The following is a 21,359-nucleotide window of genomic DNA, read 5'->3' as shown; positions in this document are numbered from 1 at the left end:
GCGGTTGTCAGCCCGCTGCGTTGGGCCGCAATGGCGGGCAGGTACCGCCGTAGTCGGAGGCCAACTCGAAATGCCAGATCTCGTTGGCGTAGATCTGGCACAGCCCGTATTCCGAGCCGTTGCGGATGAGCCAGGTGTCGGCGACGGTGGGCCCGACGTCCACGGCGTGGCCGATGACGTGTTTGGAGGTCTCGGGGGAGGCGACGTATTCGCTGGCGATGGCCGCGCTGCCGTAGCGGGCGACGGCGTCATTGAACAACTGCTGCTGGAACTCCGGCGAGCGCCAACCCGACGTGAGGCCCAGCGTGATGCCGTCGGCCTTGGCGCCGCGCGCGGCCTGCTGGATCGCTTGCAACAGCGCCGGGGTGAGCCGGTTGACCGCCGGGTCGGCCATGTCGAAGGTGCTGAGTTCCTGACCGTCGGGCACCCATCCGCCAGCGGTGTCGTCGCCGCCGGGCGCGGCCGTGGCCGGCGCCGACGGGGCGACGGCGGCGAGCATCACACCCGCAGCCGCCGACAGAAGCCATTTCCGAATCATCGCCTTGTACCTTGGCGATTCCCGCTACACGCGTCAAGCTGGGCCGCTCTCTCACGCGGCCAGCACCGTCGAGACCAGCGGCTTCAGCGTCTCGAACAACGGCTGGCGGTCGCGCAGGTAGAAGTGGCCGCCACGCAGGATCTGCACCGAGAAGTCCGCGGTGGTGCGCGAGCGCCACTCGCGCAGGTCCGATTCGCTGACCAGTGGGTCTTCGCTGCCGCCGAACACGTGAATCGGGCAGGGCAGCCCGGCGGTGTCCTCCTCCCGGTCGGTCGCGCACAGCTTCAGGTCGTGGCGGGTGGTGCTGACGGCCCGCTCGTGCAGCGTGGGCCAGCGGGTCAACCCGCTGGGCCAGCCGCCCAGGTCGGAGAACAACGTCACCAGTTGCTCGTCGTCGAGTCCGTCCACCAGATGGAGCGGCGGCGGGAGGTGGGGAGGGGCGTAGGCGGACAGAAACACCGCGCGGGGCAGCGTGAGGCCCGCCGCCGCCCGCACCGACGCCAGCCGGTAGGCGAGCAGCGCGCCGAAACTGTGTCCGAAGAACATGTGCGGCTCGTCGAGGTAGGGGCGCAGCTGCTCGTTGACCTCGTCGACCAGATCGCGCATCGTGGCGAACCGCTCGCGATTGGCGATCTCGACGGGAATCACCTCGACGGCCGGCGCGAGGGCCTTCTGCCAGGCTTTGAATGTCAGGCTGCCGCCGCCGGCGTGGTGGAAACAGAACATCCTCATGGTCGTCGCCTTCTTCTCGTGGCTGGTGAAGCTCACGATCGGGGACGGACCTCAACGGATCCTTGGCGGATTCTTGCGGGAATCTTGCGCGTTACCGGATGACTCGATAGCGGAGCCGGGCGACGCTGGTGGCCTCGAGCACGCGCACGAGTTCGAGGCTGGGGACGCCCGCCGACAGGCCGCTTTCGATCGGCTTACCCCCAAGCAGACCCGCTCCGCGGGTGAAACTTACCGGGACAGTGGGCTGTAGAAGACCAGACCGTTGCCCTTGTTGTCGTACACCACCGCGCGGCGCTCGTGCGCGTCGTCATAGGGCGCCCGCACGATTCCGCCGCCGCTGGCCTCGATGGCCCTGGCCGCCGCGTCAACGTCCGAGGTCTTGATGCCGACGACGACCTGCCCGGGGATGGGGTGGTCCACCGCCGTGGCGAGTGCCAGCGTGATCGATCCGCCGTCGAGGGCCGCGAAATGGTCTCCGTCGCGGAACTTGACCGCCATTCCCAGGTTTTCGGAGTAGAAGCGGATCGATTCGTCCAGATCGTCCGTCGACAACACGATCATCCGTACTTCCTGTGTGCTCATCGCCACCTCCGGGAATCGTCGTGCCGCTAACGGTAAACCGCACCGCCAGGGGCGTGGGACAAGATGGCAGGGTGCAGAAATCGCGTGAGGTACTCGGGATCGGCCCGTTCGAGCCGACATTCAGCAGCGAACTGTCCAAACGCTACGAATTCGCCACGCTCCCAGCCGGTCCGGAGAGGGCCGCGTTCCTCGCCGAGCACGCCGCCGAGATCCGGGTGCTGGTGACCTCGGGTGGCCCCGGCGCGGACGCCGAGACCATCGCGGCCCTGCCCAATCTGGAAGCGATCGTCAACAACGGGGCCGGGGTGGACGCGATCGACCTGCAGGCGGCCGAGCGTCGCGGCATCGGCGTCAGCAACACCCCCGACGTGCTCTCCGACACCGTCGCCGACACCGCGCTGGGGCTGATCCTCATGACGCTGCGCCGTTTCGGCGCCGCGGACCGCTATGTGCGGGCGGGGCGGTGGGCGAGCGACGGGCCGTTCGGCTACGCGCGCGACGTGAGCGGCCTTCAGGTCGGGATCCTGGGCCTGGGGCGCATCGGGTCGGCGATCGCGACCCGGCTGCGTGGATTCGACTGTGCCATCGCCTATCACAACCGCCACCGCATCGACGGCTCGTCATACCGGTATGCGGAATCGGCCGTGGAGTTGGCCGAGTCGGTCGATGTGTTGGTCGTCGCCACCACCGGTGACGGTGGGAATCATCACCTGGTTGACCGGGCCGTCCTACAGGCGTTGGGTCCGGACGGCTATCTGATCAACATCGCCCGGGGCATCGTCGTGGACCAGGACGTGCTGGTGGAGTTGCTGCGCAGCGGCGGTCTCGCCGGGGCAGGCCTGGACGTCTTCGCCGACGAGCCGCACGTGCCCGCCGCATTGCGCAGCCTGGACAACGTGGTGCTGTTTCCGCACATCGGCAGTGCGACGGCCCGCACCCGCCGGGCGATGGCGCTGCTGGCGATCCGCAACCTGGACAGCTACCTGAGCACCGGTGAGCTGGTGACACCCGTGCTGCGCCCGGTCAGGCGGTGAGCCTGCGCTGCACCTCTCGGGTGACGTCGAGATGCTGCTGGACGGTGGCGAGGTCGGCTTCCAGGGTGCCGGCGTCGGGCATGGTTGCGGCGGTGGCGTAGCGCGCCACCGCGGCCTCGATCGACTCCACCGTCGCGGTGATGGTCGCGAGTAATTCGTCGCGGTGGCTGGGTGCGAGCTGGGCGACGGCGACCAGGTGGTCGTCGAGGTCCAGTGCGGTCTGTTCCAGGTCGGCGCGCAACACGATCGTCGTCCCGGTGTCGATGGCGTTGACGGCGTACAGGGCGGTCATGGCGTCGCGCAGTCTGCGGTGCAGCCGCGCTTCGGGGTCGTGCGAGACCGCCCACGATCGGGGAGCGCGGGTGGGCCGGCCCGGGATCAGCTGGTTGGCGTCGGTGATCGCCCGCTGCTGGCGGTGATGGACCACCGCGACAGCCGCCGCCGCAACCCCTGCGAGGAGGAACAGGATCAGGATCACCGCTACGACGATTTCCATCGATTACCTCCGGTGGACGCGGCTGGGCGTTCGGCTCGAATGATGGCCGTGCGAATGGAAGTACGCCCAGATCGCGATCACCAGGATCACGACCAGGACCGCACAGGTGATGGCAATCGCCAGCTTGACCTTGCTCCACGGCCGATCGCCTGCCACCTCCCCGGTCAGGCCGTTGATGGCGACCTGGAACGGGCGGTTGCTGTACATAACCGTCAGCAGCCAGATGGGCAGCAGAATGTGCTTGAAGCCCAGGTAGTTCCAGTTGGTGCGGAGCTGGTGGATCCGCTGATGGTCACCCCCGATGTCGGATCGCACCGTCCGCTCGACGGCCTGCTCCATCTCCTGTTGCGCCTCCGGCAGCGCCTGTTCGGCATCCTTGTCGTAGGTGCGGCACAGGTGGCCGGCGACGAACTCGGGGGAGTAGGACCGTGCCTGCTCCACCGGCCACGGTTCGAGCTGCTTGATTCGTTTGCGGTTGAGGTTCTCGCTGTCGTTGGCCAGCACCGGCAGGTCGGCGAACACGTTATTCACTTGTCCGGCAACGCGATACCACGACGTGCGGGTCTCGTAGATCGGGTCGCCGTCGCTGTCGGTGCCCACCCGCACCTGATAGTCCTCGCCGCGCTCTCCCTCGTACCAGGTGTCGGTGTTGGCGTCATAAGTGAAGTAGGCGGTGTACAAGCTGGAGAAGGCGCCGATCTCGCGGTATTTCTTGAAGTCGGTGGGCGCGAACCAGCGCTTGGTAACCCACTTTTCGATGAGCTGGCGGGCCTGTTTCTCGTCGATGCGGAACGGCACCACCCCGTCCACCGGCAACCGCGCCGGAGCGTTGTGCACATCGTCGCGCTGGATCGGTGTCGCGCAGTAGGGACATTTGGTAGAGGTCAGGCTCCCGGCGAATTCTGTTGTGCCACCGCAGTTCTGGCACTTGACTTCGCGCATGCCGGAGACGCTCGGGCCCTCCTGGCCGCGCTGCGACTCGCGCAGCTGGTGCATCGCGCCACGCAATTCCCGCGATCTGACCGGGGTATTCGGCGCGGTGATGTCGGAGTAGTTCCCGCAGCTGGGGCAGCGCATCTTCTGGCTGGCGATGTCGAAATTGAGCTGCCCGCCGCAGGACGCGCACGGGTACGTGAGGGTGCGTTCGGTCTGGTGGAACATCGCCGGGCCGGCCGGGGGACCGGCGAAGGGGCGCACGGGCGGCGGGGCCGGGGCGGGCGCCGGAGCCTGGCGTGGCGGCAGTGGCGGCGGACTGGCCTGCGGCCGCGGCAACGGCGGGGGACCGGCCGGACGTGGCGGCAACGGCGGCGGAGCTGCGGGCCGTGGCGGCAGCGGCGGTGGTCCCGCGTTCCGGGGCGGCAGCGGGGGCGGACCGCTCGGGGGGCGAGGCAACGGTGGCGGCTGCGGATGGGGAGGGCGCGGGTCGCCCGGGTCGTAACTCATTGCTGCGGAAGCGGAGGCGGCGTGCCGGGCAGCGGGGGCGGGGTGCTGAACAACGACTGCAGGGCCGGCACGCTGGACGCCGGCGCCCAGTTCGCCATGCCCTCGGTCCACACCACGGTGTCGCGGGTCAGCTGACCGCTGGCGACGAACGGCCGCAGCGCGCTGACGGGGTAGGGGCCAGCGGGTTGACCACCCTGATCGAAGTGGAAGAGCTGCTGGGTGGGCAGCGGCGGGGGTGCCCCTTGCATCGGCTGCTGGGTGGCCGCGAATTGCTGTGGTTGGGCCTGCGGCTGAGCGGCATTGGCCATCTGCGCGCCCAGCGCGACACCGAGCCCGGCCTGGATGGCCGAGCCGGCTGCGCCGCCACCTTCGTTCTGGGCCGCGGCCAGCATCGCGTCCGCCCGGCGGGCCTGCTCGTAACGGTTGAGGTCGCCGACGTTGTTCAGGAAGCTGCTCTCTTCCAGGCCGCGTGCGACGCCGCGGGTCATCGCCTGCTGGATCTCTTCCGGCAGCGAGATCGTCATGGTGACGGCGTCGATCCCGAGTCCGAAGCCCTGCACCCGCTGCGCCACGAACTCGCGCAGCTTGTCCGACAACTCCACCTGGCGGCCCTGCAGGTCGATCGCGCCCAGGCCGCTGCCCATGACCATGTCGTTGAACGCCAGGGCGATGTTGCGGCGGATCAGCTCGGTGATCTGATCCATGTCCACCACGCTCTGGGTGCCCAGCACCTGGCGCAGGAAGACGGTGGGGTCGGTCACCCGCACCACCGTGGTGCCGTTGGCCCGCACCTGCACCATCTTGAAGTCCGGGTCCCGCACGGTCACGGGTTGCGGTGTGCCCCAACGCAAGTCGGGATACGGGCGGGTGTTGACGTAATAGACCTCGGAGCGGAACGGGCTGTTGAACCCGTACTTCCATCCCTGCAGCGTGCCCAGAATCGGCATGTTCTCACTGGTGAGGGTGTAGTGGCCGGGTGTGAACTGGTCGGCCAGCTGCCCGCGGTAGACGAACATCGCCCGCTGGCCTTCCCGGACGATCAGCTGGGCACCGTTCTTGATCTCGTTCTCATACCGTGGAAACCGCCATGCCAAGGTGGTGTTCGTGTCGTCGAGCCATTCGATGATGTCGACGAACTCGCCCCGGATCATGTCGCGCATGCCCATGGTGTCGGTCCCCTCCTCGGCCTTCGATATCTCGGCGAATCTTACGCGGCGACGCGGTTGTTCAGCTGGCGGTTACGGCAAAGCCCTGCTCCGCCGCAGCGGGTGGCCGACGACAACATTCCAGGAGAGTTCTTGGAAAATTCTTGGAGCCCGGCTAGGCGCCGCGCGCGAGGGTCCGGATGAGGCCGGCGACGCGATGCGGCCGTTCGATCATCACCAGGTGCCCGGCCGGGGCGACGGTGACGTGGTCTGCTCCGAGATCTGCGGCCAGCTCGAGCTGCTGGGCGCGCCAGCGCCGGGTGCGCCAACCCGTGTGCGCGGTCGCCACCATGCGTGGCACCGGTGGCAGCGGATGACGGATCCGCAGGTGGTACAGCTCGGCCGCAAGCTCGTGGTATCCGACATATTCGGTGAACAGCGCGGGCAGAAATTCGGGATCACTTGCTGCACTGCATATTTGGGCACGCATGGGCGCGTCGAGCCCGCCCGGCCGTCGCCGCTGCGCGAGCGCGAGGCCGACGCCGGCCACCGGTTCGTCGAGGTGCAGCGTGCGCAGGAGCGCCGCACCGGCGTGGGCGGCGGTGAGTTTGGCCGGTAACGGCAGCGCGGGCCGGCGGCGCTCGGTGGCGATGCTGGAATCGAGCAACAGCACGGCGCGGGTGCGGTGCGGGTACAGACGCGCGAATGCTTCGGCGTAGAAGCCGCCGACCGAGTGTCCCGCCACGACGGCGCGTTCGGCGCCCGGTACGGCGTCCAGGACGGCCGCGATCCTGTCCGCCTCAGCCTGCACCGTCGGCAACGGAGGTGGGGTCACCGGTGTGCCGGGCCGGTCGAAGCGCAGCACGGTGTGGTCGCCGGCCAGGTCCGCCACCGTGTCGCTCCAGTGCAGCGCGCGCCCGCCCAGGCCGCTGCACAACACCACCACCGGACCGCTGTCGCCGTCGACGAGGATGCGTACCCGGTAGCCGCCGACCTCGACATCGGCGCCGTGGCTCACGGGCCGGTTGCGCTGGGTACCCGGGCGGTGCGCAGGGCGGCGTAGATCAGCCAGGAGGCGAACGCCACCAGCTCGGCCCGCTGCGCGACGCCCACCATGCCCACGACGTCCGTGTGGTCGATGAGGATCGCCACGCCGGTCCAGATCGCGGTGCCGACCAACGCCGTCAGGGTGAGCAGTCCGGTGCGGCAGATCGGGGCTGAGGCGCCTTCCCGGTAGTCGGCGATCGCAAATGCCAACAGCGACGCGATCGCGGCGGCCAGCGCCATCCCGCTGCTGAGCCAGTGCAGCTGGTGGCTCAGCGGCACGGTCCCTGCGGCCTCGCGGGCCGCGCACGCGGCATCCGAACTCGGCGCGCACACCAGCGTCCACACCGTGCTGTCCAGGCCCGTCGCCACAGCGAAGACCCCGAGTGCGCCCCAGCCTGCCTTGCTCCACCGGCTGCCCCGGACGCCGATCAGCGCAGCGACGGTCGCCACGACCAGGACGACGGCACAGGCCCGGTCGCAGATGCGAAACCACTCGCCATACGGTTGGTCGGCCGCGGAGAGTTCGCTGATGTACATGTCCGGATCCGGCAGCAGACTGCGGGTGAGGTAGTTCTCGAGGATCCAGTTCGAATACAGCACGGCGCCGGCCACCGAACCGGCTGAGGCGATCCATCGCAGCGCGGACAACGACTCGTGACTGATCTCCGCCACGAGGGCGGAGCGTGGCCGCACTGCCATACCGCCATCATGCCGTGGTCGGCACGTTGCGGCGGGTCTTCGGGAACCTGGCGCGCCGTGTTTCGCTATGCCAGGTCGGATTCCGCGTCGACGTCGGCGTACTGACGGACACCGGTCTGCAGTGCCTTGCGCATCAGCTCCGGCTGGTGCTCGTAGGGAGCGGTCGAGTCGATGAAGCGCTGGACGACCTCCACGAAACGGTCCGGGTGGTCACCGTGCGGCATGTGGCCGGACTCCTCGAAGATTTCCAGGCGCGAGCCGGGGATCTGTTCGTGGGCCACCCGGGCGTGGTGGGCCGGGATGATCAGGTCGTCCTCGCCCCAGATGATCTGGACGGGAAGGTCGTGCATCAGGTAGGTGCGGTCGAGCATGGTGACGTACTGGCCGCGGGTGTCGACGACTGCGCGCAGGGTGCGGGCGAACGCTTCGACGGCGCCGGGTTTGCGCAACCCGCCCACCAGTCGCGGCAGGCTGGCGACGTCACGGGTCAGCCGGGTGGAGCCGGCGACGTGACCGACCGCGCGGCTGACCAGGCCCAGAGCGGGGACCGCGCCGGGCAGTCGCAGCGCAGAGAGCATCTCAGCGCCCATGGGCATCGCCGCGAAGCGCAGGGCCGCGCTCACCTCCGTGGTGACGCCGCCGGCGCTCACCAACACCACCCGCTCGACGAATTGCGGGTATTGGTAAGCGAACTGGGCCGCGAGGCCGCCGCCGAGAGAGTGCCCGACGAGGGTGACCCGGTCGATTTCGAGGGCCGTCAGCAGGTCGCGTAGGCCGTTGGCGAACGCGGCCAGCGAGTAGTCGGCGCGCGGCTTGTCCGATTCGCCGTGGCCCAACATGTCGGGCGCGATGACGGTGAATCGCTGGGCAAGCTTGGCGTGCACCGGTTCCCACGTCGTCGAGCTGTCGCCGACACCGTGCAGCAGCACGACGACCGGGCCGGACCCGGCGATACGGAAGGCGCGCCGGTGGCCGTGGATGGTGCGGAACTGCAGTGCCGGCGCGGTGACATCCCGTACGGGCCGTAGGTGGCGGCGTGAACGGTTGGTCATTGTCTCGTCCCCTTTGCGTCGTCTCCACCGCCGAGGCGGGGTATTGCGGAGAAGCTTGCCGGGGGGCTCTTGGAGAATTCTTGAAGCGCCGGGGCGAGGGGCTGCTTGGCTTTGTCGAGACTGCAGATTTGCAGAGCTCTACTCGCACTTTCGCTGCAGGTTTACAGGCTCGACGGCATGCGGCCGCCGACGCCGGCCGGCGGTGGCTTGGCTTTGTCGAGCCTGCAGATTTGCAGAGCTCTACTCGCACTTTCGCTGCAGGTTTACAGGCTCGACGGCATGCGGCGGCTTATAGGGGCCTACGCGTATAAGAACCCAGTCGCGCTGTGCTGAGCGCCTTGCGGCCCAGCCTGACCCGTGCGAAGTGACGATGCGGCTGGGCCAGCCTGCGAGGGACGCTATCCAACCCTGACCAGGGTGAAGGAGTTGCGCGGGTTGGGGATGCCGCAGGGTGCGGGGCTGCTCAGGAAGTCCACGCCACCCTCGAGCGTGGCCGGGTCCCACCACTGGCGGACGGTTACGGGATGCGCGCCGCCTCCCCATGAGGACCCGTTGTCGCCGAGGAAGTACAACGGACATGTCACGCCGTCAGGGACCGTCCGCGTCACCAGGTGCCGGCCGTCGACCAAGGGGGCAGAGAAACCATGACCGGGGGACGTCGTCACGTGGGCTACGCACTGCGGCGTGCACGTCGTCCTGATGGTCCAGGTGCCCGCTGGGACGGGCCCCTCCATGTAGGCGTAGACGCCTTCGGTGGCGGGGACTTCGGCCCCGGCTGCCGGAGATATGGCGATCAGGGTGCCTGATGATAATGCAATTGCTGCTAGCGGCAAGTTGACGCGCACCGTTTCCCCTCCCGCCACGGCTTCCTTGCCGTTGGACACTATGGCTGAAGGGTATCGGTGAAAGACCAGGTCAGAATATTTTTACAATAGGCTCATAGAAAATTAATATCTGCCGGCGAGCGCGCAGCGGCTCGGCGGTTTCCGATTCAGATCACTATGCGTGAAACTCAGTCGTCGCAGCAGTCGTGTGCCTGCGCACCGGGCGGGACGGCCGTGCTTCGCCTGCGCCCAGCAGGGAACGGATCGATTCGGCTGTCACATAGGCGGCCAACCCGAAGAAGGAGAACGCGATGATGCGCAACGCGATTCGTTCGCGCGCTTCGTGGTCACGGCCGGCGAACTGCCAGGCCACCGCGGCAGCGGATGACACCTCGATCACCGAGTCGAGCCCGAGTCCGATCAGAGCCGTCGAGTCGGCGACTGTGCCGGCCGCGATGGCGACGATCGCCTCAACGACGTTGTAGCTGATCGTCGTGGCTACGAACCACCGGATGCGGCGCGAAAGCACTTGTCGGCGCTCGGCTGTCGTCATTCGCACCCGCAATTGCAGCCGCTGCCGTTGGTGCCTGGGCAGACACAGTCAGGATCGACTGCGAGCACCAGCCCCATCAAGTCGTCGAGCGCCCGGCCGATGCGCTGATCGGCCAGCTCATATCGCATGCGACGGCCTTCAGGGACCGCGACAACGAGACCACATCCCCGTAGGCACGCCAAGTGGTTCGACAGGATCTGGCGGGACACGCCGAGGGCATCGGCCAGCTCGGCCGGATAGCCCGCCTCGCGACTGAGCCGTAGCAGGATCCGCGTTCGAGTGTTGTCAGAGAGCGCGTGACCGAGACGGGCCAAGGCGTCGACGTGGGTTAGCGTCGCCATGCCCGAGATAGTACAGCAAAATCTGTATCAATGGATTCTGTGTCTCCGCGCGGGCTGACTACCACCTGCCAACCACAGCAACCGCACAATGAACCGTTGAACGTTTGCCGCCTTCAGTCGACATGCGAACCTTCGGCCGGCTCTCGCCGGCCGTTACCCACTCAGGGGCAATAAGCCGATTCCGCCGCGCTTACGGCCGCGGTGGCGTCCTGGTAGGTAGCGTTGCTGAATTTCGTCTGGACGACCTGGGCCAGTTGGTCGGGGGTGTAACCCTGGCTGCGGTCAGCGCAAATAGCGTGTCCGAGCGCGATCATCGTGTCTTTGTCACCGGAGAATCCCAGCTTGCCCATCTGGGCCAGATAGGCGTCATCGTCCGCGAGGGCGATGCCGCTACTGAGGGAAAAAGCCGTGGCGACAACGGCAGGGATACACAGCAGGCGTAGTCCGCGAAGCGAAATCACGCTCGCCCTCCTTCTGTCGGGGTGTTTGCTACCAGCAAAGTATGGGCGTCTCGGGGCCGGATCGCGAGGGGAAGAAAAAAAGTGCTCAGCCGGCGCATCATCGAGTCGTCTGGGGACTACGCCCCGCGCTGCCAACCCGCATCGATCCGACTGCGGCCTGAGTGGTGGCCGTTCGGATGATGGCTGCGAATCCTGTTGTGCGGCAGAGCTTATGCGGAGTTCGGGTCGGCGACCTGGACATCCGGCGAAATGTCGCCCACGCGCGTCGCGACGAACGGGATGATTATCGGGGCGCACGGCGCCTCCGACTGCGTACTTACTCCCACGAAGGTTCCGTCCGGTTTCACCTGGAATGAGAGTGTCTCGGTGCCCTGCTTCATGGAGTTGTTGCAGGTGAACATCTTCCATCTGGTCGCTAGCCATTGGCCTCGGTTCTCGCGGAACACCAGCGCACCCTCCTCGGGCGGCTGCGGCCACGTCGGGCCGATCGAGGTGTCCCATGCCGTCGCGACGCACCCGGCGGGTGGGCACGCGGAGCGCATCGCGATCACGGTGGAATACGCGCCGGTCGGCTTCGGTACGCCGTCGATCGTCTGCTTACTCCCGTCGAAATCGAACCGGTACATGCCGTCAGCCAACGCCGAAGCCGAGGCAACGAGAGGGGTGGCCAGGGCGGCCGCCGGTCCCAAAATGGTCGCGGAAATAGCCGCTAGAAGAATGCGACAGATACTCATGGTGGCTGCCTTCGTTCAATTGCGCCCCACCTGATCGTGTGCTCTGAGGCAAACCAATGCAAGAGGTGCGACCTTCCTTCTCGTATCGTCGGTAGGTGCTGATCGGACTGTTGTTCGCCCTGGCCTGCTCCGTCTGTTACGGAACTGCGTCGGTGTTGCAGGCCGCGGCAGCGCGGTCGGTGGAAGCCGGCAGCGGGTCCGGCGTCGACGCAGTCCTGCTGATGCGTGCCCTGCGGCAGTGGCGCTACCTGGTAGGTGTGGGTCTCGATGGACTCGGTTTTGCGTTCCAGGTGGTGGCGCTGCGCTTGGTGCCGATCTACGTTGTCGCTGCTGCGCTGGCCGCCTCGATCGCGGTCACGGCCATCGTGGCCGCGTGGATGCTGTCGGTGCGGCTGTCACGAGCCGAATGGACGGCTGTCGGGGTGGTATGTGCCGGCCTGGCGATGCTCGGCATCGCGGCCGGGCCGGAGGGCGAAGGGCACGGCCCCCAGGGACTGGCGTGGGCGCTGTTGGCCGTCGCAGCACTGGTCTTCATCGCCGGGGCCGCCGCGGGCCGGTTGCCCGACCGTCCGCGCGCACTCGCCCTCGGGCTCAGCGCCGGCACCGGCTTCGGCCTTGTCGAGGTCGGCGTGAACCTGATCGACTCGATCGATCCCACCAAGGCCGCCTTCTATGCGAACCCGGCCTTGTACGCCAGTGCCGTCGGCGGAATCGCCGGATTCTTGCTGCTCACCTCCGCGCTGCATCGTGGATCGGTGACCACAGCGGTGGCGGGAATGGTGGTCGGTGAAACCGTCTTGCCGGCCATCATCGGCGTGGTTTGGCTCGGCGACCAAACTCGAGAAGGTCTCGGATGGATGGTGGCCGCGGGTTTGGGGATTGCGGTGGCGGCAACGCTGGTGTTGGCCCGGTTCGGCGAAACACCCAGTCCGGAAACGGTTTAGGTCTCCGATGAGTCGCATTCTGGATGTGGCCGTCGCGGGTGGCCCGTACGCGCTGGCCGCGGGGCCGGACGGCGCAATGTGGGTGACGCTGGTGCACAGCGGCGAGATCGCCCGTGTGACCGGCGGCGGGGGCCTCGACGTGTATCCCGTTGCGCCGGAGAGCAAGCCGTCGATCATCGCTGCGGGACCCGACGGCGCACTGTGGTTCACCCGTAACGGTGACGATCGGATCGGGCGGATTACCACCGGTGGTGATCTCTCTGAATTCGAATTGCGCGGTGGCAGTGCACCATTCGGCCTCGTTGCGGGACCCGATGGGGCGCTGTGGTTCACCGCGATGACGTCCGGAGTGGTGGGCCGGATCGGTGTCGACGGGGTGGTCACCGACGTAGCGTTCCCGGGCGGCACACCGTCGATGATCACCGCCGGCCCGGACGGCGCGCTGTGGTTCACGCTCAACGAGGCCAATGCGATCGGCAGGCTGGAGCCGTCGGGTGGTGTGACGCTGCGCGACGTGCCGACACCGCGCGCCGGGCCCGTCGGCATCGCTGCCACCCACGACGACGCCGTGTGGTTCACCGAGATCCGGGCCGGCAAGCTCGGCCGTATCCCGATCGACGACGCCATCCAGGAACTGGAGTTGCCGGGCAAACCGCATGCGGTGATCGCCAATCCAACCGGTGGCGTGTGGGTGAGCCTGTGGGGTTCCGACCAGATCGCGGGGGTGACCGCTGATGGTGACGTGTCGTTGATCGACCTGCCTGCCGGCAGCGAGCCGCACGGCCTGGCGATCGGACCGGACGGTGCGTTGTGGGCGGCGCTGGAGGCGGGGTATGTGATGCGGTTGCCGACGGTCTGAGGGCCCTCACGACTAATCTCGTAGCGGTGACCATGGGCCAGGGTTTTGACACCATTCCCGCCGCGGAGATCCGGCGCGACGACAACATCGAATTCCCGGTGGGCAACCCGGATGTGAAATGGCACTTCGACGAGAACAGGGCATCGAGGCCGCCGTGCGACCAGCCCGGAGTCCAGTGGTTTGTCGAGACGCTGGGGGAGCCCATGCTCGGTAGCCCGTTGGGTGATCTGTACACGTTCACCGTGAAGGAAGTCGGGGGAGCCGGCGCCGACGTCGAAGTCAAAGTCAGGGGCCATGTGCCCGTTCGGCGCTACCGGCGACAGTAGAGCTAGGTTTGCGTGCACGCCCGCGGCTCGCGCCGCATCGTCAACGCGTCGACGCCGTTGTAGTACCCCGGACGGACGCCCACCTGGTCGAATCCCACGTCGCGGTACAGCGCGATAGCCGCTTCGTTGTCCCAGCGAACTTCCAGATACACCGCGCCGCCCCCGGCGAACGTCAGCAGCTCGTCCAACAGGCGGCGGCCGACGCCGCGCCCTTGGAATGCGGGGTCCACGCCGATATTGCGCACCTCGTAGAACGACACACCAGTAAAACCCGTGGAACCCAAACACGCGATTCCGCCGTAGCCGATCAGCGTCCCGCCCGTGCGCGCGCTGACGAAAAGACTGTCCTCACTGGCCAGTTCGCGGGCGAAGACGGCCGCCGACCACGGCTGTTCACCGGCGAATAAAACGGCGTCCAACTCGGCGCATCTGTCGACGTCGGCCGGTAACAGCGCACCGATCACCACCGGCTCCATGGGCTCGGTCATCGGCTCGCGACGGCCGGACGTCGAGAGCTTGGGATCGAGATCAACGACTTCAACACGGCCTTCTTGTCGTCGGCAGCTTGCTTCTCGAAGTAGAGCACACGGTCATGGAGGCGGTCTTGCGCCTTTGTTCTGACGTGGATGCGCTTCGTCCAGATCGCGATGAGCGGGGTGGAGATTGCGGACGGAAACGGCGCGAACGGGTTCGCGATCAACGTCGTCGGTTCGTTGGTCGACGGTGGGTGCCCCCGGCAGGATTCGAACCTGCGGCCTTCTGCTCCGGAGGCAGACGCTCTATCCCCTGAGCTACGGGGGCGCACTAGCGGAACGCTGCGCCATTGGGCCCCGCCAGAGTAGCGCATCCCGGTGACCAACCGAGCACCGGTAATGGATTCGGGGCGCGGGCACCCCAGCCAATAGGATGGACGCTCGTGACCCCCGCCGACCTCGCTGAGCTGCTCAAAACCACCGCGACCGCGGTGCTTGCAGAGCACGACCTCGACGTGTCCGCACTGCCGCCGACGGTCACCGTGGAGCGTCCGCGTAATCCTGATCACGGCGATTATGCGTCCAACTTGGCCCTGCAACTGGCCAAGAAGGTCGGCGCCAACCCTCGTGAGCTGGCCGGATGTCTCGCCGAAGCGCTGGCGCAGGCCGATGGCATCGCCTCGGCCGAGGTGGCCGGCCCTGGCTTCATCAACCTGCGCCTCGAGGCCTCGGCGCAGGCCAAGATCGTCAACGACGTCATCGACGCAGGCGACCAATTCGGCCACTCCCACGTCCTCGACAACCAAAAAGTCAACCTGGAATTCGTCTCGGCGAACCCGACCGGACCCATCCACATCGGCGGCACCCGCTGGGCCGCCGTCGGCGACGCGCTGGGCCGGCTGCTCACCACCCAGGGCGCTGAGGTGGTCCGTGAGTACTACTTCAACGACCACGGCGCGCAGATCGACCGGTTCGCGAACTCGCTGGTTGCCGCGGCCAAGGGTGAGCCCGCACCGGCGGACGGCTACGCGGGCACCTACATCAACGACATCGCCGCTCAGGTCCTGCAGAAGGCACCCGAGGCGCTGAGCCTGCCCGACGCCGAGATGCACGAGACGTTCCGTCAGATCGGCGTCGACCTGATGTTCGCCCACATCAAGGAATCGCTGCACGAGTTCGGCACCGACTTCGACGTCTACACCCACGAAGACTCGATGCACACCAGCGGCCGGGTGGAGCAGGCCATCGCGAAACTCCGCGATACCGGCAACATCTACGAGAAGGACGGCGCAACCTGGTTGCGCACCAGCGCTTTCGGCGACGACAAAGATCGCGTCGTGATCAAGAGCGACGGCATCCCCGCCTACATCGCCGGTGATCTCGCCTATTACCTGGACAAGCGGCAACGCGGGTTCGACCTGTGCATCTACATGCTCGGCGCCGACCACCACGGCTACATCGCGCGCCTGAAGGCCGCCGCGGCCGCCTTCGGCGAGGACCCGGCCACCGTCGAGGTGCTGATCGGGCAGATGGTCAACCTGGTCCGCGATGGCCAACCGGTGAAAATGAGCAAGCGGGCGGGCACCGTCATCACCCTCGACGACCTGGTCGAGGCCATCGGCGTCGACGCCGCCCGGTACAGCCTCATCCGCTCCTCGGTGGACACCCCGATCGACATCGATCTGGCCCTGTGGTCCTCGGCGTCCAACGAAAACCCGGTCTATTACGTGCAATACGCGCACGCCCGGCTTTCCGCGCTGGCGCGCAACGCTGCCGAACTGGGCCTCATCCCGGACACGGCGCACTTGGAACTGCTGAGCCACGACAAAGAGGGCACGCTGCTGCGCACCATCGGCGAATTCCCGCGGGTCCTCAAGACCGCGGCCGCATTGCGCGAACCGCACCGCATCTGCCGCTACCTGGAAGATCTCGCCGGCGACTACCACCGGTTCTACGACGCCTGCCGGATCCTGCCGCAGGGCGACGAAGAACCCACCGACCTGAACACCGCGCGGCTGGCGCTGTGCCAGGCCACCCGCCAGGTCGTCGCCAACGGACTGGCCATCCTCGGAGTCAGCGCCCCGGAGAGAATGTGAACGTCCACCCCGCCGGACCCCGGCACGCCGAGGAGACCCGGCCGGCCAACAGCCCGCCGCGCCCGCAGTCGCCCGAAGAGCTGTTGCGCCTGGCACCGAATGTGTGGCCGCGCAACACCGTTCGCGGCGACGACGGGATTGTCCAGATCGCCGGTGTCAAGCTGACCGACCTTGCCCGGGAGTACGGCACTCCACTGTTCGTCATCGACGAAGCGGACTTCCGGTCCCGCTGCCGGGAGACGGCCGCGGCCTTCGGCGGCGGCGCCAACGTCCACTACGCCGCAAAAGCGTTCCTGTGCACCGAGATCGCCCGGTGGATCGAGCAGGAAGGCCTGTCGCTTGACGTGTGCTCGGGCGGCGAGCTGGCCGTCGCGCTGAACGCGGATTTCCCGCCGGAACGAATCACCCTGCACGGCAACAACAAATCCGTGGCCGAGCTGACCGCGGCGGTGAAAGCCGGCGTCGGCCATGTCGTTCTGGACTCGTTGATCGAGATCGAGCGGCTCGACGCGATCGCCGGCGAGGCCGGAATCGTCCAGGATGTGCTGGTCCGGCTCACCGTCGGCGTGGAGGCGCACACCCACGAATTCATCTCCACCGCACACGAAGACCAGAAGTTCGGGCTCTCGGTGGCCAGCGGCGCGGCCATGGCCGCGGTGCGGCAGGTGTTCGCCGCCGACAACCTGCGGCTGGTCGGGCTGCACAGCCACATCGGGTCGCAGATCTTCGATGTCGCCGGCTTCGAAATCGCCGCACACCGGGTCATCGGGTTGCTGCGCGACATCGTCGCCGAATTTGGCGTCGACAAGACCGCGCAGGTGTCGACAGTGGATCTCGGTGGCGGCCTGGGGATCTCGTACCTTGCACCGGACGACCCGCCACCGATCGCCGAGCTGGCGGAGAAGCTGAGCGCCATTGTCCGCAACGAATCGGCGGCCGTGGGCCTGCCCACGCCGAGGCTGGTGGTCGAACCCGGACGTGCCATCGCCGGGCCGGGCACCATCACGCTCTACGAAGTCGGCACCATCAAGGACGTCGACGTGAGTGCGACCGCCAACCGGCGTTACGTCAGCGTCGACGGCGGCATGAGCGACAACATCCGCACCGCCCTGTATGACGCCCAGTACGACGTCCGCCTGGTTTCGCGGCTCAGCGATGCACCTGCCACCCAGGCCCGGCTGGTCGGAAAGCACTGCGAAACCGGCGACATCCTGGTGCGCGACGCGTGGGTGCCCGACGACGTCGGGCCCGGTGACCTGGTCGCCACGGCCGCGACCGGCGCCTACTGCTATTCCCTGTCGAGTCGTTACAACATGATCTGCCGCCCGGCGGTGGTCGCGGTGAAAGCGGGGGAGTCCCGCTTGATCCTGCGCCGCGAGACGGTCGACGATCTGCTGAGTCTGGAAGTGAGGTGAACCGTGCCCGGTAACGACAAGGACGTAAAGGCCGTCGGCGTGGCGGTACTTGGGTTGGGCGTGGTCGGCAGCGAAGTCGTACGCATCATCAACGAAAGTGCCGACGATCTGGCAGGCCGCATCGGCGCCCCGTTGGTATTGCGTGGCGTCGGAGTGCGCCGCCTGGGCGGCGACCGGGGCGTGCCGCTCGAACTGCTCACCGACGACATCGAGGAACTCGCCTGCCGCGACGACGTCGACATCGTCGTGGAAGTGATGGGTCCCGTCGAACCCGCCCGCAAGGCGATCCTGACCGCTCTCGCACACGGCAAGTCCGTCGTGACGGCGAACAAGGCGCTGATGTCCGTCGCCAGTGGCGAACTCGCAGCGGTCGCCGAAAGAGAGGCCGTCGACCTGTATTTCGAGGCGGCGGTCGCCGGAGCGATCCCCGTCATCCGGCCGCTGACCCAGTCGCTGGCCGGCGACACGGTGTTGCGGGTGGCCGGCATCGTCAACGGCACCACCAACTACATCCTGTCCGAGATGGGCAGCACCGGAGCCGATTACCAGCAGGCACTGGCCGACGCGAGTGCCCTCGGATACGCCGAGGCCGACCCCACCGCCGACGTCGAGGGGTATGACGCCGCGGCCAAGGCGGCGATCCTGGCGTCCATTGCCTTCCACACTCGCGTCACCGCCGACGACGTCTACCGCGAGGGCATCACCAAGATCACCCCGGAAGACTTCGAGTCGGCCAAGTCGCTGGGCTGCACCATCAAGTTGCTCTCCATCTGCGAGCGCATCACCACTGACGAAGGGCAGCAGCGGGTTTCAGCCCGCGTCTATCCCGCGTTGGTGCCCCTGACGCATCCGCTCGCGTCGGTCAACGGTGCCTTCAACGCCGTCGTCGTCGAGGCCGAGGCAGCCGGGCGGCTGATGTTTTACGGCCAGGGCGCCGGCGGTGCGCCCACCGCGTCGGCCGTCACCGGCGACCTGGTGATGGCCGCGCGCAACCGGGTGCTCGGCAGCCGGGGCCCGCGTGAGTCCCGCTACGCTCGCCTTCCCGTGGCCCCCATGGGATTCATCGAAACCCGGTACTACGTCAGCATGAACGTCGCGGACAAGCCCGGCGTGTTGTCCGCGGTGGCAGCCGAATTCGGCAAGCGCGAGGTGAGCATCGCCGAGGTGCGCCAGGAAGGCGTCGTCGACGAGGGCGGTCAACGGGTGGGTGCCCGGATCGTGGTGGTCACCCACCGGGCCACCGACGCCGCGCTGTCGGAGACCGTTGACGCACTGGCTGACCTGGACGTGGTGCAGAGCGTCGAAAGCGTGCTGCGACTGGAAGGGACCGACGAATGAGCGCCCCACGAACGGCGATTCACCAGCCCTGGCCGGGCCTGATCGCGGCCTACCGGGACCGGCTGCCGGTGGGCGACGACTGGACCCCGGTCACCCTGCTCGAAGGCGGTACCCCGCTGATCCCGGCACCGCGGCTGTCCGAGAAGACCGGCTGCACAGTCCATCTCAAGGTCGAGGGCCTCAACCCCACCGGCTCCTTCAAGGACCGGGGCATGACGATGGCCGTCACCGACGCACTGGCCCGCGGCCAGAAAGCGGTGTTGTGCGCGTCGACCGGAAACACCTCGGCATCGGCCGCCGCATACGCCGCGCGTGCCGGCATCACCTGCGCGGTGTTGATTCCGACCGGCAAGATCGCCATGGGCAAGTTGGCGCAGGCTGTCATGCACGGCGCCAAGATCATCCAGATCGACGGCAACTTCGACGACTGCCTGGAACTGGCCCGCAAGATGACCAACGACTTCCCGACGATCTCTCTGGTCAACTCGGTGAACCCGGTCCGCATCGAGGGGCAGAAGACGGCCGCCTTCGAGATCGTCGACGCGCTGGGGACGGCGCCCGACATTCACGCGCTGCCGGTGGGCAATGCCGGCAACATCACCGCGTATTGGCGCGGCTACACCGAGTACCACCGCGACGGCATCATCGACAAGCTGCCCCGGATGCTGGGCACCCAGGCGGCCGGCGCCGCGCCGCTGGTGCACGGTGAACCGGTGGCCAACCCGGAGACCATCGCCACCGCCATCCGCATCGGCGCCCCGGCGTCGTGGACCTCGGCGGTCGAGGCGCAGCAGCAGTCCAACGGACGTTTCCTGGCCGCCACCGATGAGGAGATCCTGGCCGCGTACCACCTGGTGGCCAGCGCCGAAGGCGTCTTCGTCGAGCCGGCGTCGGCGGCGAGCATCGCCGGCCTGCTCAAGTCCGTCGAGGACGGCTGGGTGGAGCGCGGCTCGACGGTGGTGTGCACCGTCACCGGTAACGGCCTCAAGGATCCCGACACCGCGCTCAAGGACATGCCGCACGTGTCTCCGCTGCCGGTGGACCCGGTCCTCGTCGTAGAGCAGCTGGGGTTGGGCTAGTGGAAACCGGTTCGGCGGGCTCGGTTCTGCCCGCGGGGCTGGTGGCCAGCGCGACGGTGTCGGCTTCCAGCGCCAATCTGGGCCCGGGTTTCGACAGCCTGGGTCTGGCGTTGCAGCTGTGCGACGAGATCGTGGTCGAGACAACGGATTCCGGGCTGGTGGTCACGGTCGAAGGCGAAGGGGCCGGCCAGGTTCCGTTGGGGCCCGAGCATCTCGTGGTCCGCGCCATCCAGCGTGGCCTGCAAGCCGCCGGCGTGTGCGCGGCCGGGTTGACGGTGCGCTGCCGCAACGACATCCCGCATTCCCGTGGCCTGGGGTCCTCAGCCGCGGCCGTGGTGAGTGGCCTGGCCGTGGTGAACGGCCTTGTGGCTCAAACGGATTCGGCTCCGCTCAGTGAAACCCAGCTGATCCAGCTGGCATCTGAGTTCGAAGGGCACCCCGACAACGCGTCGGCTGCCGTGTTGGGTGGCGCCGTGGTTTCCTGGGCCGACCGCACCAGCGGCCGGCCGGACTACTCCGCAGTCCCGCTGCGTCTTCATCCCGACATCCACCTGTTCGCTGCGATTCCCGAGGAACGATCGTCGACGGCGGAGACCCGGGTGTTGTTGCCCGCCCAGGTCAGCCACGAGGATGCGCGATTCAACATCAGCCGCGTCGCGTTGCTGGTGGTGGCGCTGACCCAGCGGCCGGATCTGCTCATGGCCGCCACCGAAGATGTGCTCCACCAACCACAACGTGCATCGGCTATGCCGTCGTCCGCGGAATATTTGCGGCTGCTGCGGCGTCATAAGATTGCGGCAACGCTATCCGGGGCTGGTCCTTCGCTGATCGCGCTGGGCACCGAGCCGGAGTTGCCTGCTGAAGTGGTCGAGTACGGAACCGCGAATGGATTCATGATCAGGAAGATGGCGGTGGGCGACGGAGTTCGCTGGAAACCAGGCGTAACCGTCGCAGGTTGATCCACAGCGTGGCGGGCGGGTTTGCTTGCTTCCGGCCAGGAAGCGGGCTATCCTCGGACCCGTCCAGCAATTGCAGCATCTGCTCTGCACAAACTGCCTTGACGCTGAGACAACCACCAATTCTTCTCGTGAACGCGGTTCGCTGTTCGATCACCGTTTCAGAGTCGATTATTGGGCGCACTCAGCAAT

General features: G+C 67.4%; 24 protein-coding genes, 1 tRNA gene and 1 pseudogene. 10 read left to right on the top strand and 16 right to left on the bottom strand.

Annotated elements, in window-relative coordinates:
• Positions 1-7: 7 nt before the first annotated feature.
• From QXK92_RS22170 to QXK92_RS22160, 3 genes are all read right to left on the bottom strand, one after another.
• Entirely contained in the window at positions 8-538 is a 531-nt protein-coding gene (locus QXK92_RS22170) for a M15 family metallopeptidase (protein ID WP_306245256.1), read from the bottom strand.
• Between the two features lie 51 nt (positions 539-589).
• Entirely contained in the window at positions 590-1,306 is a 717-nt protein-coding gene (locus QXK92_RS22165; protein ID WP_306245254.1) for a thioesterase II family protein, read from the bottom strand.
• Between the two features lie 192 nt (positions 1,307-1,498).
• On the bottom strand, positions 1,499-1,852 hold the full coding sequence (locus QXK92_RS22160) for a VOC family protein (RefSeq protein ID WP_306245252.1): 354 nt from the start codon (positions 1,850-1,852) through the stop codon (positions 1,499-1,501).
• Between the two features lie 71 nt (positions 1,853-1,923).
• Here QXK92_RS22160 and QXK92_RS22155 point away from each other — a divergent pair, with 71 nt between their 5' ends.
• Positions 1,924-2,886 carry a 2-hydroxyacid dehydrogenase gene (locus QXK92_RS22155; RefSeq protein WP_306245250.1) on the top strand — a complete coding sequence of 321 codons (963 nt, stop codon included), beginning with the start codon at positions 1,924-1,926 and terminating at the stop codon, positions 2,884-2,886.
• Here the strand turns inward: QXK92_RS22155 and QXK92_RS22150 are convergent.
• Positions 2,876-3,382 carry a hypothetical protein gene (locus QXK92_RS22150; protein ID WP_306245249.1) on the bottom strand — a complete coding sequence of 169 codons (507 nt, stop codon included), beginning with the start codon at positions 3,380-3,382 and terminating at the stop codon, positions 2,876-2,878. The genes QXK92_RS22155 and QXK92_RS22150 overlap by 11 nt on opposite strands.
• A 3-nt stretch (positions 3,383-3,385) precedes the next feature.
• The gene (locus tag QXK92_RS22145; protein WP_306245247.1) at positions 3,386-4,543 is read right to left on the bottom strand and encodes a hypothetical protein; all 1,158 of its coding nucleotides are present in this window, start codon (positions 4,541-4,543) and stop codon (positions 3,386-3,388) included.
• Here QXK92_RS22145 and QXK92_RS22140 point away from each other — a divergent pair.
• A complete protein-coding gene (locus QXK92_RS22140) occupies positions 4,521-4,820 on the top strand; it encodes a hypothetical protein (protein ID WP_306245245.1) in 300 nt (99 codons plus the stop codon). The two genes, QXK92_RS22145 and QXK92_RS22140, sit on opposite strands and share 23 nt — an antisense overlap.
• Position 4,821: 1 nt before the next feature.
• On the opposite strand, the gene QXK92_RS22135 is transcribed toward QXK92_RS22140, so the two are convergent.
• From QXK92_RS22135 to QXK92_RS22095, 9 genes and pseudogenes are all read right to left on the bottom strand, one after another.
• Positions 4,822-5,991 carry an SPFH domain-containing protein gene (locus tag QXK92_RS22135; protein ID WP_306245243.1) on the bottom strand — a complete coding sequence of 390 codons (1,170 nt, stop codon included), beginning with the start codon at positions 5,989-5,991 and terminating at the stop codon, positions 4,822-4,824.
• Between the two features lie 154 nt (positions 5,992-6,145).
• Positions 6,146-6,988: an alpha/beta fold hydrolase gene (locus tag QXK92_RS22130; protein ID WP_306245242.1), complete on the bottom strand. Its 843-nt coding sequence runs from the start codon at positions 6,986-6,988 to the stop codon at positions 6,146-6,148.
• Positions 6,985-7,716 (bottom strand): DUF998 domain-containing protein, encoded by a 732-nt coding sequence (locus QXK92_RS22125; protein WP_306245240.1) that lies wholly within the window; start codon positions 7,714-7,716, stop codon positions 6,985-6,987. Before QXK92_RS22125 ends, QXK92_RS22130 begins: the two co-directional genes overlap by 4 nt.
• A 65-nt stretch (positions 7,717-7,781) precedes the next feature.
• On the bottom strand, positions 7,782-8,768 hold the full coding sequence (locus QXK92_RS22120; protein WP_306245239.1) for an alpha/beta fold hydrolase: 987 nt from the start codon (positions 8,766-8,768) through the stop codon (positions 7,782-7,784).
• Between the two features lie 398 nt (positions 8,769-9,166).
• Complete coding sequence (locus QXK92_RS22115) at positions 9,167-9,652, bottom strand: hypothetical protein (protein WP_306245237.1); 486 nt, start codon at positions 9,650-9,652, stop codon at positions 9,167-9,169.
• 166 nt (positions 9,653-9,818) lie between these two features.
• Positions 9,819-10,145 (bottom strand): annotated as a pseudogene (locus QXK92_RS22110) (hypothetical protein); the annotation flags it as partial.
• On the bottom strand, positions 10,142-10,486 hold the full coding sequence (locus QXK92_RS22105; protein ID WP_306245235.1) for a helix-turn-helix transcriptional regulator: 345 nt from the start codon (positions 10,484-10,486) through the stop codon (positions 10,142-10,144). The gene QXK92_RS22105 and the pseudogene QXK92_RS22110, both read right to left, overlap by 4 nt.
• Positions 10,487-10,647: 161 nt before the next feature.
• The gene (locus tag QXK92_RS22100; protein WP_371934307.1) at positions 10,648-10,923 is read right to left on the bottom strand and encodes a DUF732 domain-containing protein; all 276 of its coding nucleotides are present in this window, start codon (positions 10,921-10,923) and stop codon (positions 10,648-10,650) included.
• A 233-nt stretch (positions 10,924-11,156) separates the two neighbouring features.
• On the bottom strand, positions 11,157-11,681 hold the full coding sequence (locus QXK92_RS22095) for a hypothetical protein (RefSeq protein ID WP_306245231.1): 525 nt from the start codon (positions 11,679-11,681) through the stop codon (positions 11,157-11,159).
• A 95-nt stretch (positions 11,682-11,776) separates the two neighbouring features.
• Between QXK92_RS22095 and QXK92_RS22090 the strand changes: the two genes are divergently transcribed.
• From QXK92_RS22090 to QXK92_RS22080, 3 genes are read left to right on the top strand one after another with little or no spacing between them, the layout of a single operon-like run.
• Positions 11,777-12,625 (top strand): DMT family transporter, encoded by an 849-nt coding sequence (locus QXK92_RS22090; protein WP_306245229.1) that lies wholly within the window; start codon positions 11,777-11,779, stop codon positions 12,623-12,625.
• 7 nt (positions 12,626-12,632) lie between these two features.
• Positions 12,633-13,484, top strand: a complete 852-nt coding sequence (locus QXK92_RS22085; protein WP_306245227.1) for a virginiamycin B lyase — start codon at positions 12,633-12,635, stop codon at positions 13,482-13,484.
• Positions 13,485-13,510: 26 nt separating this feature from the next.
• A complete protein-coding gene (locus QXK92_RS22080; RefSeq protein ID WP_306245226.1) occupies positions 13,511-13,810 on the top strand; it encodes a hypothetical protein in 300 nt (99 codons plus the stop codon).
• Positions 13,811-13,812: 2 nt separating this feature from the next.
• Here the strand turns inward: QXK92_RS22080 and rimI are convergent, their stop codons facing one another.
• Positions 13,813-14,298: a ribosomal protein S18-alanine N-acetyltransferase gene (gene rimI, locus QXK92_RS22075; protein WP_306245225.1), complete on the bottom strand. Its 486-nt coding sequence runs from the start codon at positions 14,296-14,298 to the stop codon at positions 13,813-13,815.
• 240 nt (positions 14,299-14,538) lie between these two features.
• Positions 14,539-14,611: transfer RNA gene (locus QXK92_RS22070), tRNA-Arg, on the bottom strand.
• A gap of 115 nt (positions 14,612-14,726) precedes the next feature.
• On the opposite strand from QXK92_RS22070, the gene argS reads away from it, so the two are divergent.
• From argS to thrB, 5 genes are read left to right on the top strand one after another with little or no spacing between them, the layout of a single operon-like run.
• A complete protein-coding gene (argS, locus tag QXK92_RS22065) occupies positions 14,727-16,379 on the top strand; it encodes an arginine--tRNA ligase (protein ID WP_306245224.1) in 1,653 nt (550 codons plus the stop codon).
• Positions 16,376-17,794 carry a diaminopimelate decarboxylase gene (gene lysA / locus QXK92_RS22060; protein ID WP_306245222.1) on the top strand — a complete coding sequence of 473 codons (1,419 nt, stop codon included), beginning with the start codon at positions 16,376-16,378 and terminating at the stop codon, positions 17,792-17,794. The genes argS and lysA overlap by 4 nt, the downstream gene beginning before the upstream one ends.
• A 3-nt stretch (positions 17,795-17,797) precedes the next feature.
• Positions 17,798-19,132 carry a homoserine dehydrogenase gene (locus QXK92_RS22055; protein ID WP_306245220.1) on the top strand — a complete coding sequence of 445 codons (1,335 nt, stop codon included), beginning with the start codon at positions 17,798-17,800 and terminating at the stop codon, positions 19,130-19,132.
• Positions 19,129-20,211, top strand: a complete 1,083-nt coding sequence (gene thrC / locus QXK92_RS22050; protein ID WP_306245218.1) for a threonine synthase — start codon at positions 19,129-19,131, stop codon at positions 20,209-20,211. Before QXK92_RS22055 ends, thrC begins: the two co-directional genes overlap by 4 nt.
• On the top strand, positions 20,211-21,170 hold the full coding sequence (thrB, locus tag QXK92_RS22045; RefSeq protein ID WP_306245216.1) for a homoserine kinase: 960 nt from the start codon (positions 20,211-20,213) through the stop codon (positions 21,168-21,170). The genes thrC and thrB overlap by 1 nt, the downstream gene beginning before the upstream one ends.
• Positions 21,171-21,359: the final 189 nt, after the last annotated feature.

This window comes from Mycobacterium sp. TY815, assembly GCF_030755135.1.
In the GTDB taxonomy this organism is placed as follows: Bacteria; Actinomycetota; Actinomycetes; order Mycobacteriales; family Mycobacteriaceae; genus Mycobacterium.
The sequence above is the reverse complement of the archived record's forward strand: the minus strand, read 5'-3'. Positions and strand labels throughout refer to the sequence as shown.